The sequence below is a fragment of the Microbacterium sp. CCNWLW134 genome (assembly GCF_037083565.1).
In the GTDB taxonomy this organism is placed as follows: domain Bacteria; phylum Actinomycetota; class Actinomycetes; order Actinomycetales; family Microbacteriaceae; genus Microbacterium.
In genome coordinates this window covers 171,185-185,426 of the sequence record NZ_JBAOJU010000002.1, presented here as the reverse complement: position 1 = coordinate 185,426, position 14,242 = coordinate 171,185, and the positions used below count along the sequence as shown (strand labels likewise).

Sequence of the window (14,242 nt, the reverse complement as noted above, 5' to 3'; positions counted from 1 at the left end):
GTCACATGGATCTCATCGGCATCATCCTCTGGCCCCTGAAATGGGTGGTCGAGCTCGTGCTCGTCGCGTGGCACACGCTCTTCACCGCGGTGGGGCTTCCGCCCGCAGACGGCATCACGTGGGTGCTGTCGATCGTCGGCCTCGTCATCGTGGTGCGCGCGGCGCTGATCCCGCTGTTCGTCCGGCAGATCAAGAGCCAGCGAAAGATGATGGAGATCGCTCCTGAACTGCGAAAGGTTCAGGAGAAGTACCGGGGTAAGCGCGACCAGCTCTCTCGCGAGGCGATGAGCCGCGAGACGATGGCGCTGTACAAGAAGCACGGCACGACGCCGGTCTCGAGCTGTCTGCCGCTGCTGGTGCAGATGCCGATCTTCTTCGCGCTGTTCAGTGTGCTCAACGACGTGACCCGTCACGTGCAGCAGGGCATCGGTGGTGTGGGCCTGCTCAACGCCGAACTCACCCAGCAGTTCTATGACGCCAAGCTCTTCGGTGTCGCCTCGCTCCACGAGACCCTCATCAACGCCTTCGAGTCGAACAACGTCACGGCGATCATCATCCTGCTCACGCTCGTCGTGCTGATGATCGTTTCGCAGTTCTTCACCCAGCTGCAGATCATCTCGAAGAACCTCTCCCCCGAGGCCAAGACCGGCCAGGCGTACCAGATGCAGAAGATCATGCTGTACGTCCTGCCGTTCGCCTTCGTGTTCTCGGGTGTCTTCTTCCCGCTCGGTGTCGTCATCTACTGGTTCGTGTCGAACCTCTGGACGATGGGGCAGCAGTTCCTCGTCATCCGTGAGATGCCGACTCCTGGTTCCGACGCCGCGAAGGCGCGCGAGGAGCGGCTCGCACGCAAGGGCAAGGCCATCGACTCGTCGGGCAAGGTCGTTCCGATCGAGAAGTTCCAGGCCGAGCAGCAGCGACTGCTCGAGGAGGCCGAGCGGGCGAAGGCGACGCAGCCCAAGCGTCAGCAGCCGATGAGCAAGCAGCGAGCCAAGAAGCAGCAGCGCCCGAATTCGCAGGCGGGGCAGAAGCCCGATCCTGCGGCGAGCTGATCCCCGACCCTCCCCCTCGAAGGAAACCCATGTCTGACGTCGCGCCCGTTGACGCACGCCCGCACCGCGAAGAGCCGTCCGTCGAGCAGCTGGAGGAGGAGGGCGACATCGCGGCCGACTTCATCGAGGGGCTCCTGGACATCGCCGACGTCGACGGCGATCTGACTCTGGATGTCCGCGGAGGGCGTCCCTACGTGTCGGTGGAGGGCGACGGTGGGCAATCGCTTTCCCTGCTCTCGGATCCTGACACCGTGCAGGCGCTGCAGGAGCTGACGCGCATCGCGGTGCAGAATCGCACCGGTCGGCTGTCGCGCGTCATCCTCGATATCGGCGGTTCGCGCGACGCGCGTCAGCGCGAGCTGGAGAAGCTCGTGGACCGCGCGGCCGCGCGTCTGGACGAGGGAGCGACGCAGGCTTCGTTGCCGGCGATGTCGAGCTACGAGCGCAAGCTGATCCACGACATCGTCGCGGAGCGTGGTCTCGTGTCGGAGTCGTACGGCGAGGGTGCCGACCGCCACACCGTCATCCGACGTGGCTGACGAGGGCGTTTCCCCCGAAACTCCGGCATCCCTCGAGGCGGAGCCGGCTGTCGCCGCGGCTCTGTTCGGAGCCGAGATCGATCGGGCCCGGCAGTTCACCCAGGCATTGGCGGATCACGGCGAGGAGCGAGGGCTCATCGGTCCCCTCGAACTCCCCCGGCTGTGGACGCGTCATGTGTTGAACAGCGTCATCGCTGCGCCGTTGTTCCCCGCAGGCCGGGTGGGCGACATCGGTTCGGGAGCGGGCCTTCCTGGAATCGTCCTGGCGATCGCGCGCCCCGACGTGCACTGGGTCCTTGTCGAGCCGATGGAGCGCCGTGTCGCGTGGCTGTCGGAGCAGGTCCACGAGCTCGGTCTCTCGAACGTCGAGGTCGTGCGTGCGCGAGCGGAAGAGTGGTCCGAGGGTCCTGTTCTCGATGCCGTCACCGCACGCGCGGTCAGTGCCCTGCGGACGCTCCTGCCGTTGACCGCACCCCTGGCGCGTGACGGGGGTGAGTTGATCTTCCTCAAGGGTCAGAACGCGCAGGCGGAGATCGAGGCGGCGACGAAGCAGCTCCGCAGATTCCATGTGGTTGACGCGCGAGTGGAGATCCTCGGCGAAGGGGTCCTGGCGGAGCCCACCCGCGCACTCCGCGGCCGCATCGCCCGCCCCTAGGCGCTCACGTAGCGGCGCAGGCAACGACTCGAGATCCCCCGCGCGCCGCAGTTGGCCCGCCACTCTCCCTGCGCATATCGGCAAACGCGTGACTTATCCACGCTCTCGCCTGCATCCCGATCCTTCGCGCCCCGCGCAGGGGACGACTGTCCCATGACGTACATGGACATCCCCGAGTAAAGTGACCGCTCGAGCTCCGTCGGCAGCACACGCGATCTCAACCGGCGTGTCACTCAGCACAACGAAGAGATGGGCGCGTTGTACACGCGAGCGCCGCTCCTCGTCCGTCTCCTCTCCGTGGAAGAATTCGAGAACGCTGCCGATGCTTTCCGTCGCGAGACGCAGGTGCAGGGATGGGGTCGAACGAAACTCTCGCGCTTGTTCGTGGACGACTCGAGCAATGGAACCGACTGAGTCGCAAGCCCTGTCGGTCACGATGACGCGCAGGCGGCACCGATACATCGTTTGCGCCCTCAGGGCGGCATCGCGGTGCTTTGCGGATCACGGAACCCTTTCGGACCAGCTCGGCGGGCTGCGCACACGAGGGTGCGGGGCGCACGCACACCCCTACCGTCTGCGGTGGCGCTGAGTCTCGTGTCATCGGTGCGCGGGAGGTGCGGTGTGTTTCACGTGAAACGCTTGAACTCCTTTACATCCGCCCGTAGAACCCCGACTGTCCGAGGGCAAACGACGAGCCGCCATAGTGTCTTTCGTTAGGTCGGTCCTCCGACCGCGCGGCTGTCGTGTAGCGCGCGCGAGAGTCCGTGACCGCCTCGCTGGCGCGGTCACGTGCCAGAGGCGTTTCACGTGAAACGACTCCGACAGGCATGTCGGTCGATTGATCGAGAGCCGTGATTTGCTCCTTGACGGGAGCAGATTGCATCTCCATCGCGTGATCTCGGGGCCAGGGGCCGTACGGGGACCTGCGTCGACAAGGCACGAGGTCGAGGGGTCGGATTGAAAAGGTGGGAAGTCGACCTCATGAGCCACTATCGAGCGCGACCGTGTTAACACTGCGTGCGCTCAGTCCCTGTTCACGACCCCGCGCGGCTCGCGCCTGCCGGGTGAAAGGGATCCAGGAGACCGGGCGGGTGCACGATTGAAATTGCCGTCCCGCAACCGCGGTTTCAGCCACCGGATTCATCGCGGTGTTTCACGTGAAACGCGACGAGATAACCCCTGGGCTTCCGCTTCGATCGGCGCGGGACTCGATACGGCGGCTGGGCTGATTGCTCGATCACCAAGCGGTTGACCGCCTCTTGGCCTCGTTACTGCGGTTGGGGCGACTGCTCGACCACGTAGGTGTTTCACGTGAAACACCGCGAGGGCGCAGAAGTCGGTCGCGGGCGGAGGTGGATCTCGATACGGAGGCTGTGCCGCCCCCTCGACCACCTCAGGTACGCAGGCGTTTCACGTCAAACACCTCCGGCGGCGCAGATGCCGGTGCCGGCGGATGCGGGTTTCGATCCGGCGGCTGCGGCGTCTACGCGACCACAAAGTGGTCGGACGCCTATCGGTCTTGGGATAGCGGTTGGGCTGACTACCCGACCGCATAGGTGTTTCACGTGAAACAGGGCCCAGGGCGCCGAGGCCGGACACGGCCGAATGTGGGTCTCGGTACGGCGTCTCCGCGGCCGACGCGACCACCGAGTGGTGAGAAGCCCGTTGATCTCGTGACGGCGGTTGCGCAGCCGACTCGGTCTCCGCATTCAGTGTGATGTTTCACGTGAAACATGATCGGATTGCGTTCGGACTCGCGCCTGGGGCGGCGCGGGGCTCAGTACGGCGGCTGCGCGGTCTACCCGGCCACCGAGTGGCGGGAAGCCCCTCGATCTCGCCACGGCGGTCGCGCCGCCAACTCGGCCCCCGCATTCGGAGTGGTGTTTCACGTGAAACGCGGTCGGGTCACCTTCGGCCTCGGGCGTGGAGTAGCGCAGGTTTCGCTACGGCGGCTCCGCGGCCTACTCGCCCACCAAGCCATCGGCGTCTTCTGGTGTCGATACGGCGCCCGTGTCATCAATCGACCACCGCTGATACTCCGGTGTTTCACGTGAAACACGGCTGACGGCGCAGATGCCGGGCGCCAGCGGAAACGGGTCTGGGTGCGGCGGGGTGCCACCTCGTCGAATGCCCACCTCGGGTCTCGATACGGCGGCCGCGCCGCCTACGCGACCACTGAGAATGGACGTTCCCGGGTTGCGGCGCGGCGGAGGGGCGTCAGGGGATGTCAGGATTCGCGATTAGAGTGGAACGAGTGATGAACGAAGCGAGCGGAGCGTTTCACGTGGAACACGCCGAGAACCGGACGCCCGCAGCATCCGTCACTTTCGACGACACACCCCTCGCGCGAGAACTCGCCGACCTTACGGCCCGACGCCGACGACTGGAGAGTGTCGACGTCCACTTCTCAGGGAAGACCCGTGTATTCACGGTCGCAAACCAGAAGGGCGGCGTCGGGAAGACGACAACAACGGTCAACCTCGCCGCTGCGCTCGCATCTCTCGGTGCACGGGTTCTCGTCATCGACCTCGATCCGCAAGGAAACGCCTCCACGGCCCTCGGTGTCCCGCATGACGCGGATACCCCGAGCATCTACGACGTCCTTATCGACGACTTTCCTCTCGCGGATATCATTCAGACGAGTCCTGAGTCCGACAACCTCCTTTGCGCGCCGAGTACGATCCACCTCGCCGGCGCCGAGATCGAGCTGGTGTCGCAGGTCGCGCGAGAACACAGGCTCCGCACGGCCGTCGATGACTTCCTCGCCACAACGACCGAGCACCTCGACTTCGTTCTGATCGACTGCCCCCCCTCGCTCGGATTGCTGACCATCAACGCCTTCGCGGCCGGGCATGAGCTCCTGATCCCCATTCAGTGCGAGTACTACGCACTTGAGGGACTGAGCCAGCTGCTCGGCACGGTGAGGATGATCCAGAAGCACCTGAATCCGCGCCTGCACCTCTCGACCATCATGCTGACGATGTATGACGGGCGCACCCGTCTCGCGCAGCAGGTCGCCGAGGAAGTTCGGCAGCACTTCCCGAAGGAGGTGCTGCAGACGGTGATTCCCCGCTCTGTCCGCGTATCGGAGGCGCCGAGCTTCGGGCAGACCGTCATCGCCTACGACGGCCAGTCTGCAGGCGCCGTCGCCTACCGCGAAGCAGCGGTGGAGGTACTCCGCCGCGAAAGCACCACCCAGCATGAAGGAGACGCCTGATGGCGAAGCGCACAGGACTCGGACGCGGCATCGGCGCGCTGATCCCCACCAGTGAACCCAGCGAGTCACGACCCGCCGACGTCTTCTTCGCCCGCAGCGCTGTCGCTGTGGAGGAACGCCCGGACGATTCCGGCGACGCCGCACCGGACGCTGATTCCGCAACGGGCGCGACCGGCGACGTCACCTCGAGTGACGGCACGTCGCCGACGTCTTCGGACGACGACGCCGCGAACCTCGTCGCCGTGCCCGGTGCCCGCCTCGTGCACGTCGACCCGCACGCGATCGTCCCGAACCCTCGGCAGCCGCGAACGCACTTCGACGCGGACGATCTGGCAGAGCTCGTACACAGCGTTCGCGAGTTCGGCGTCCTCCAACCGGTCGTCGTCCGCGACCTCGGCGATGGCTCCTACGAACTCATCATGGGGGAGCGGCGCACCCGCGCAGCGCGCGAGGCGGGGCTCACCACCATCCCCGCGGTGGTTCGCGACACATCCGACGAGCACCTGCTCCGCGATGCGCTGCTCGAGAACCTGCACCGTTCGCAGCTGAACCCGCTCGAGGAAGCATCCGCGTACCAGCAACTCCTCGAAGACTTCGGCATCACCCAGGAGGAGCTCGCGGCCCGCATCGGTCGGTCGCGTCCCCAGATCAGCAACACCATCCGCCTGCTCAAGCTGCCCGTCCCGGTTCAGCAGCGCGTGGCTGCGGGCGTGCTGAGCGCCGGGCACGCCCGCGCCATCCTCTCCCTCCCCGACGACGATGCTATGCAGCGCCTCGCTGACAAGATCGTGAACGAGGACCTCTCGGTCCGCGCGGCGGAGTCGGCTGCGAAGCTCACGGATGCCGGTCTGATCCGCACCTCCCGCCCGAAGGCCGGCGCACGCCGCGGCCATCTCGACGAGCTGGCGGAACGGCTCGGGGATCGCCTGAACACCCGCGTGAAGATTTCGCTGACCGCGCGAAAAGGCCAGATCAGCATCGATTTCGCCAGTATTCAGGACCTGAACCGCATTCTCGCCGAGCTGGGCGAGAACGGCTACGGCGACAGCTGAGTCCACAACCTCGGACTGTGATGAGCCGAGTGTCAGGGAGGGCACGTACGCTGGGTGAGTGACATCTCACGACCGCTCACCACGCCGCCGTGCCAGCCTCGAACTCCTGCGGGCGGAAGCCTCGGACGAGTTGTCGGTGATCGTCACCGAACGCCTCCGGGCGGGCGAAGACCCGTGGGACTTCATGGAGGATCTTCCGACGGTCGACGAACTCGTCGTCTTCACCCTCCGCGCCGAGCACATCGAGGCCAATGGCGGAGTGCGATTGAACGCGTCACGCCATTACCGGGTTCTCCGGCAGATCGCCTTGGACTATCCGCCGCTGACGCGTGCCGTCTGGCGACTCCTGGGCACCGAGACGTCTTATCGCCGGTGGGATGCGTCGGTGCAGGCCGACGCGTCCTGAGCGTCGTCACACGCGGAACCAGACCTCATGCCGCTCGCGGCATAGACCGTAAGAAGCGACGAAAGCCCCGATCCTCAACGTCGAACGCGGGATCGGGGCTCTCGAGGAAAGAGCTCAGGACAGGTAGGACGCCAGGTCCTGCTCGAGCGCGAACTTCGGCTTGGCACCGATGATCGTCTTCTCGACCTCGCCCTTGTTGAAGACCTTCATCGCCGGGATCGACGTGATCTGGTACTTCATCGCGAGATCGGGGTTCTCGTCGACGTTGAGCTTCAGAACCGTGATCTTCTCGGGGTTCTCGGCCTGGATCTGGTCCAGAACGGGCGAGACCATGCGACACGGTCCGCACCACTCGGCCCAGAAGTCGACGAGCACGGGGCCGTCGGCCTTCAGGACATCCTGCTCGAACGTGGCGGAGGTGGTGGCCTTCGCGGTCATAGCTGTCTCCTTCTTCTCAAGTCCAACTGTGTGTGAAACGCTCGCGAGCGTCTCGATGTTCCCTCGGGTCCGAGCCGACGCGCCTCAGGCGGCGTCGGCGTCGGGCAGGTTGTCGATCTCCGCGACGTCGGGCGCAGGCTCACCGGCCTCGCCGAGTGCGGCGAGGTAGTGCTCCACATCCAGCGCGGCGACCGTGCCACTGCCGGCCGCGGTGACGGCCTGGCGGTAGGTCGGATCGATGACGTCACCGGCGGCGAAGACGCCCGGCACCGAGGTGCGCGAGGAGCGGCCGTCGACCCACACGGTTCCCGCGTCGGTGAGGTCGAGCTTGCCGTGCACGAGGTGCACGCGCGGGTCGTACCCGATGGCGACGAAGATCCCGTCGAGCGCGAGCTCACGACGCGACCCGTCGAGCGTCGACTCGAGGACGAGACCGGTGACGGCCTCCTCGCCGAGGATGTCGACGACCTCGCTGTTCCACACGAACTCGATCTTGTCGTTCTTGAATGCGCGATCCTGCATGATCTTCGAGGCGCGCAGCTCGTCGCGGCGGTGGATGACGTAGACCTTCGAGGCGAACTTCGTCAGGAACGTGGCCTCTTCCATGGCCGAGTCGCCACCACCGACGACGGCGATGACGCGCTCACGGAAGAAGAACCCGTCGCAGGTGGCGCAGTACGAGACACCGCGGCCCGACAGGCGCGACTCGCCCTCGATGCCGATCTTGCGGGGGGCCGATCCGGTCGCGAAGACGATCGACTCCGCCTCGTGCGAGGCACCGCTTCCCAGGGTGACGCGCTTGACGTCGCCGTCGAGCTCGAGCGACACGACGTCGTCGTAGACGACCTCAGCGCCGAACTTCTCGGCCTGCTCCTGCATCTTGGCCATGAGCTCGGGGCCCTGGATGCCCTCGGGGAACCCGGGGAAATTCTCCACCTCGGTGGTGTTCATCAGCTCGCCGCCCGCCTCGACCGAGCTGGCGATGACGAGAGGTTCGAGGTTGGCCCGGGCCGCGTAGATGGCCGCCGTGTAGCCGGCAGGGCCCGATCCGATGATGATGACGTGACGCACGACGCGCCCCTTTCGATTGCTTCGGGGGTTCTCAACACATGGTAGACGTCCGGCATTCCACAGCCGGGACGTGAACAACAGGTAGCGCGGCGGCGAGCTCAGCGCCTGCCGGGCAGGAAACGACGCACCATCCCCAGCGCCGGCGTCAGTTCCGGCGCGCGCAGAAGGGCGAGCACCCCGACGTACACGCCCAGCACCACGACGCCGATCACCACCGTGCCGAGAGCACCGAGGAACCGGTCGGACACCGTCCAGCCGTCGACCCCGCCCAGGAGGAGGAACACCCCCCAGCCGACGGCCGCCGCGGGAAGGGCGGCGAGAGCGAACCGGCCGAGCGACAGCATCCATCCCCGCACGTGGATGTCGCCGACTCGTCGCCGCAGCAGCAGCGTGGCGATGATGACCTGCACGAGGCTCGCGAACGACTGTCCGAGGGCGACGGCGGCCGCGAGACTTTCGAGGGGGAGGATGCCGGCCTGCTGCGCCGCACCCGCCGCCCATGCCGTCGCGACGACGATCCCGCACTGGAACAGGGTGAAGAAGAACGGGGTCCGGGTGTCGTTGTAGGCGTAGAACGTGCGCTGGATGGTGAACAGCACCGCGAGGGGCACGAGCCCGACGAGATAGGCCAGCAGCACCCAGGCCGCCTCGACGGCGTCGCCGGCGGAGTTGGTGAAGATCCGGGAGGCGGGCACGGCGGCGACCGCGACGGCAGCGGTTGCGACCACGATGAAGAATCCGAGGGTGCGGATGCTGCGCCCGACGTCGGCGCGCACCTCGGCCTCGCGGCCTGCGGCCGCGTGCTCGCTGAGCTGGGTGAAGTACGGCGTCCCGATCGAGATGACGATGATCGAGTACGGCAGCATGAAGATCAGCCACGCGTTGGCCATGACCGTCAGCGACGCGCCGTCACCCGACGCCTCGGAGACCACACGGGTCTGCACGAGACCGGCGAGCTGCCCCGCGAGCACCATGAGGAACGTCCAACCGGCAAGACGCCCGACCTGACCGAGGCCGACACCGCGCCAGACGAAGTCGGGCCGGACCCGGATCCCGGTGCGCCGCCAGAACGCCAGCAGCAGCACCGCCTGCACCACGATGCCGAGGGTGGCGGTGCCGCCCAACACGGCGACGCGCGTGGCATCCCACTGGCTCACGAGCGTGAGGTCGGAGCCGAACACGGCGATGAAGACCCCGAAGCCGATGATGGAGATGACGTTGTTGACGATCGGCGCCCACGTGAACGGCCCGAACACGCGGCGGGCGTTGAGGGTCTCGCCGACGAGCGCATACAGGCCGTAGAAGAAGATCTGCGGCAGACACCAGTAGGCGAAGGCCGTGGCGAGGGCGAGCTGGTCGGCGGTGAAGCCGTCGGCGTAGAGCGCGATCAGCCACGGCGCGACGAGGAGGGCGATCGCCGTGGTGACGAGGAGCACGACGGTGCCGAGGGTGAACAGCTTGGAGATGAAGCGCTGCCCGCCGTCGGTGTCGGTGCTGGCGCGGACGATCTGCGGGACGATCACGGCGGTGAGGATGCCGGTGGAGATGATCGCGTAGATGTTGTTCGGGAGCTGATTGGCGATCGTGAAGGCGTCGGCGGCGCGGCTGCCGACCGAACCGATCGCGGCGACGAGCACGATGGTGCGCAGGAGCCCCGTCACCCGCGAGACGATCGTTCCCGCTCCGATGAGGACGCTTGCGCGCCCGATGCCGCTCACGCGGCCCCGCCCGCGGCATCCGCGGCCTTACGCCGGTGAAGGCGTCGGACCGTGCGGATCACCCCGATGACGAGGAAGAGCCCGACGAATGCCGCCAGCACGATCAGTCCGATCGACTCCCACTCGGCGCTGACGACGACCTCGACCGACTGCGTCTGTCCGATCGGCTCGAGAGTGGGGCTTCGCAGCTGAAGGTCGACCTGCACCTCGCCGTTGCCCAGCCGTGCTTGAACGGGGATCTCGACGCGGGCGTTCGATCCGGCGGGAACCGAGAAGGCCGTCACCTCCTGCACGTCGAGGCGTACATCGTCAGGCGCCGCCCGCAGCTCGAGGTTCACCGGCCACGGCAGGTCGTTGCGCACCCAGGGACGCAGCGCGGAGTCGGCGCTGATGAGCTGCGTGGTGCTCGGCGGCAGCATCTCCACCGACGCGAGGGTCTCCTCGGTCGCGGTGCGGTGCTCGGTGACCGCGAGGGTGCGAGCGGCGGGCGTGGCCAGCCACGACACCCCGAGAAGCTGGAGCAGCTCAGCGCGCTCGGGTCCCGTGAGCAGCTGGGGGTCGTCCATGATGCTCGAGAACCGGCCGATGCGGGCTTCATCGTCGATCAGGGCGGATGTCGCCCCCGCGCGCTCGGCTTCGAGGGCGGCCTCATCGTCGGTGAGGGAGACGAGCTCGGTCGTGGTCGGTGGCACGGCGATGAGACCCGGAAGGGAGAGGGCGGTCACGCCGGGCGCCTCGAGCGCCGCGGCGATCGCGGTGTCGAGGGCGACGTAGGAGCGGGCCGACGACCGGTCGAAGGCCACCATGAGGGCCGCTCCGGGCGCGTCGGCCTTGGCGAACGCGAGCTCGGCGCTAGCCGTGGCGAGTTCGGCGCCCCGCAGCACGGCGTCGTCGAGGAGCGAGGCGGTCTGCAGCGCGTCGGAGAGTCGGCTGTCGTAGACGAGGACGCCCGCCCCGCCCGCATCTCCTCGTGCCGGCACGGCCGCGCCACCCGAGCCGGCGGCGGTGCGGTCGGAGGGCACGAGCGTGAGGGCCGGCGAGCTCTCGGTGCCGAGCGGCGCGAGTCCGGCGACGGTGTCGGGTGCGACCGTGTCGCCGGCGGGCCAGTACACCGCCTCGCGCGCGTTGCCGATCGACAGCAGCTCGGCGAGGTCGGGGTAGACGGGGGCGGAGGGGTCGACGGGCGCCGATGGGGTGGCGGACGGCGTGGCGGAGCCCGCTCCGGGCGTCGCGGTGCCTGCTCCCGGGGTGGATGCCTGGCCGCTCGGCGCACCGGACGGGCCGTTCGCGCCGGCGCTGTCGTCAGTGCCGTCCTCCACGGGCTCGTCGTCGCCCGGGGCGAAGTCGTCGGCGTCCATGTACGACAGCAGCGACGTCGGCTGAAGCGGCACGGTGAGCCCGGCACGCAGCTGAGTGGCCACATCGGCGTCGCCGAACTGGGTTGCGAATCGGGAGTTCGGCAGTGACAGCAGGCGGTCGAGCCACTCGACGGCCTGCTCAGGGGCACTGTCGCCGAGAACGCGGATGCTGGCGGGAATGGCCGGATCGATCGCGAGGATGGCCGCGGTCCCTTCGACGCCGGTGAGCTGCGCGTCGAGATCGCCGCCGGGGGCGGTGAGGGTGGAGAGCTCGTCGGCCGTGAGAAGCCCGCCCGAGAGCGCGGGGGCGGTGATCGGCACCACGGCGGCCACGGCGGCGGTGGCGGCGGGATCGGGCACGACGATGACGCTGCGGGCCTCGAGCTCGCCCTCAGGGCCCGCGACGCGGGCGGCGACCGGGTAGACACCGGGGGCCTTCCCGGCGAGGACGGCGTCATCGGCGGCGACCGTGACGGCGACCGTCTGCCGAGCGCCGGACGCCACCGGCTCGACCTGTGCCCCTCCGGCCTCCTGCACGGTGGCGCCGTCCGTGCCCCCGAGCCACGCGTCGAGCGCGGCACGGTTCGGCAGTGCCTCGAGTCCGACCGAGAGAACGGCCTCGGCCCCGGCGGTGGGGAGCTCGGTGCCGTTGTCGACGGTCACCGAGGCGGTGAGCGACTGACCGGGAGCCACTACGCCGCCCCCGATGGGAGCGAGGCGGAGCGCCACCTCGCCCGAGAGCGTGGGGGTGTCCGACGGGGTCGGCGTCGGATCGGGGGTGGCTGCGGTACGCCCCTGCGTCGCCGATACGGGCTCCGCGACAGCCGAGGCGGTCGCGCTCGTCGGGGCTCCCACCAGCGCCAGCAGGGTCACGAACGCGGCGACCGCCGCGCTCCAGTGGGCGCGCGTGCCGCGTCGGGATCTCGCCCGCGACTCGGAGGGGCTCAGCGTCATAGATAGTCGCCCCGGGAGTCGCTGTGTGCGACCGAAGACCCGCGGCCGGGTGTGATTCTACGGTCCGGGCCTTCGAGGTTGCCGATGCCCTTCCGCGCAGCGGCTGATCGGTCGCGCGCACCAGCTGATCGCACGGCTCGAGGGCGAATCGGACGATCGGCTTGAATGGGCAGATGCCACTCCCCGGATCCCGCCCGAGCGTCGCGCCGCTTCCCGAGCCCGACCCGGTGCGCTGCCGGTCGCTCGCCGACGACCTGCGTGCCGCCGGCTTCACATCCGAGGCCCTCCGCGGCGCGTGGGGACCGACGGCCGACACCGCCATCGCCCGGGGTCTGCGGGGCCCCGCGGTGGCAGCTCTCGGTGACCGGACCGATCCACTCGCCGTGCTCGGGCGCCTCTTCGTGCTCGGCGTCGCCGAGCGGGCGGGCCGCGTCGCGGCATCCGTGCCCCGCACCGGCATCGAGGGACTGGTCGCTCTTGGGCTGGTGACGACGACGGACGAACCGGATGCCACGGTGCAGCCGCTCGCGATCATCCGCCCCCAGTCGTTCGTCGACGAGCACGGCGAGGGCGAATGGTGGATCGCCAGCGACCTCGACGAGGCGGCCCTCGCCGGTCCGCTCGCGGAGGGCCATGTGCTCGGGGTCGGCGGCGCGTCACAGACGCTCGCGCGCTTGCAGCTGCCGGGCGATGCCGTTCACGGCGGCGAGCGCGGGCTCGATCTCGGTACCGGCTGCGGCATCCAGGCTCTTCGGCTCCGGCGCGGGGTGCGCCGGGTGGTGGCGACCGACATCTCGGAGCGCGCCCTCCGCTTCACCCGCCTGAATGCGCTTCTGAACGATGTCGCCGAGGTGGAAACCCGGACCGGCAGCCTCTTCGACCCCCTCGAGCCGGGCGAGCAGTTCGAGCGGATCGTCTCGAACCCGCCCTTCGTCATCACCCCCCGCGTCGAGGGGGTGCCGGCCTATGAGTACCGCGACGGCGGGCTCGTCGGCGATGCCCTCGTCGCCGAGGTGGTCACCGGGCTCGGGGTGCATCTCGCTCCCGGCGGCGTCGCGCAGCTGCTCGGCAACTGGGAGTACCGCGATGGTCAGGACGGTCTCGATCGGGTTCGCGGCTGGGTGGCAGACGCGCCCGTGGCCCTCGACGCCTGGGTGATCGAGCGCGAGCGCCTCGACCCGTTGGCGTATGCGGAACTGTGGATCCGCGACGGAGGGACGGCCCCCGGAACGCCGGAGTACGCCCGACTGATGGAGGCGTGGCTCGACGACTTCGCCCGCCGCGGGGTCACCGAGGTCGGATTCGGCTACATCCTGCTGCACCGGCCCCCGTCGTGGCGGGTCACGCTCGAGCGGTACGAGCGGGTCCGCGGCGCGGCCGAGGCCACCGGTGCCGACCTCGCCGCCTCGCTCGCGGCGCATGCACAGCTCGTGTCGCTCGGCGACGGACCCGCCGGTGACGCCGCGCTCGCGGCATCCGTTCTCCGGGTCGCGCCCGACGTGACGGAGGCCCGGCACCACCGGCCCGGCGAAGAGGCGCCCACCGTCATCGAGCTGCACCAGGGGGGAGGGTTCGGTCGGGTCGTGCCCGTCGACCCCGCGCTCGCCGCCCTCGTCGGCGCGAGTGACGGCGATCTGGCTGTCGGACCCCTCGTCGACGCGATCGCCCAACTGCTGGAGGTCGACCCGGTCGCCTTGCGCGCAGACCTGCTTCCGCGGGTGCGGGAGCTGCTGTTCACCGGCTTCCTCCGGTTCGCCGACTGAGTCGGCGGATATCGTGGAA

Annotated in this window: 11 protein-coding genes and 1 pseudogene; 8 read left to right on the top strand and 4 right to left on the bottom strand. The window is 68.6% G+C overall.

Features of this window, described 5'->3' with window-relative positions; translation table 11 throughout:
* The first annotated feature begins 5 nt into the window (after positions 1–5).
* The 7 genes and pseudogenes from yidC (at position 6) to V6S02_RS11380 (ending at position 6,921) form a co-directional block, all read left to right on the top strand.
* A complete protein-coding gene (gene yidC, locus V6S02_RS11405) occupies positions 6–1,052 on the top strand; it encodes a membrane protein insertase YidC (RefSeq protein ID WP_336400977.1) in 1,047 nt (348 codons plus the stop codon).
* A 29-nt stretch (positions 1,053–1,081) separates the two neighbouring features.
* Entirely contained in the window at positions 1,082–1,591 is a 510-nt protein-coding gene (locus V6S02_RS11400; protein ID WP_336400976.1) for a Jag family protein, read from the top strand.
* The gene (rsmG, locus tag V6S02_RS11395) at positions 1,584–2,246 is read left to right on the top strand and encodes a 16S rRNA (guanine(527)-N(7))-methyltransferase RsmG (RefSeq protein WP_336400975.1); all 663 of its coding nucleotides are present in this window, start codon (positions 1,584–1,586) and stop codon (positions 2,244–2,246) included. Before V6S02_RS11400 ends, rsmG begins: the two co-directional genes overlap by 8 nt.
* A gap of 210 nt (positions 2,247–2,456) precedes the next feature.
* Positions 2,457–2,660: pseudogene (locus V6S02_RS16965) on the top strand (GIY-YIG nuclease family protein); the annotation flags it as partial.
* A 1,843-nt stretch (positions 2,661–4,503) separates the two neighbouring features.
* Positions 4,504–5,463 (top strand): ParA family protein, encoded by a 960-nt coding sequence (locus V6S02_RS11390; RefSeq protein WP_124291997.1) that lies wholly within the window; start codon positions 4,504–4,506, stop codon positions 5,461–5,463.
* Positions 5,463–6,515, top strand: coding sequence for a ParB/RepB/Spo0J family partition protein (locus V6S02_RS11385; RefSeq protein WP_124291996.1), 1,053 nt, complete (start codon positions 5,463–5,465; stop codon positions 6,513–6,515). Before V6S02_RS11390 ends, V6S02_RS11385 begins: the two co-directional genes overlap by 1 nt.
* 58 nt (positions 6,516–6,573) lie before the next feature.
* Positions 6,574–6,921 carry a tryptophan synthase subunit alpha gene (locus tag V6S02_RS11380; RefSeq protein ID WP_124291995.1) on the top strand — a complete coding sequence of 116 codons (348 nt, stop codon included), beginning with the start codon at positions 6,574–6,576 and terminating at the stop codon, positions 6,919–6,921.
* A 114-nt stretch (positions 6,922–7,035) separates the two neighbouring features.
* On the opposite strand, the gene trxA is transcribed toward V6S02_RS11380, so the two are convergent.
* The 4 genes from trxA to V6S02_RS11360 form a co-directional block, all read right to left on the bottom strand.
* Positions 7,036–7,359 carry a thioredoxin gene (gene trxA, locus V6S02_RS11375; protein WP_124291993.1) on the bottom strand — a complete coding sequence of 108 codons (324 nt, stop codon included), beginning with the start codon at positions 7,357–7,359 and terminating at the stop codon, positions 7,036–7,038.
* Between the two features lie 84 nt (positions 7,360–7,443).
* Positions 7,444–8,430 (bottom strand): thioredoxin-disulfide reductase, encoded by a 987-nt coding sequence (gene trxB, locus V6S02_RS11370; protein WP_336400973.1) that lies wholly within the window; start codon positions 8,428–8,430, stop codon positions 7,444–7,446.
* A gap of 98 nt (positions 8,431–8,528) precedes the next feature.
* Positions 8,529–10,148, bottom strand: a complete 1,620-nt coding sequence (murJ, locus tag V6S02_RS11365) for a murein biosynthesis integral membrane protein MurJ (protein WP_336400972.1) — start codon at positions 10,146–10,148, stop codon at positions 8,529–8,531.
* Positions 10,145–12,460: a DUF6049 family protein gene (locus V6S02_RS11360; protein ID WP_336400971.1), complete on the bottom strand. Its 2,316-nt coding sequence runs from the start codon at positions 12,458–12,460 to the stop codon at positions 10,145–10,147. The genes murJ and V6S02_RS11360 overlap by 4 nt, the downstream gene beginning before the upstream one ends.
* Positions 12,461–12,633: 173 nt before the next feature.
* Between V6S02_RS11360 and V6S02_RS11355 the strand changes: the two genes are divergently transcribed.
* Positions 12,634–14,223 carry a DUF7059 domain-containing protein gene (locus tag V6S02_RS11355; RefSeq protein WP_336400970.1) on the top strand — a complete coding sequence of 530 codons (1,590 nt, stop codon included), beginning with the start codon at positions 12,634–12,636 and terminating at the stop codon, positions 14,221–14,223.
* Positions 14,224–14,242 lie beyond the last annotated feature (19 nt).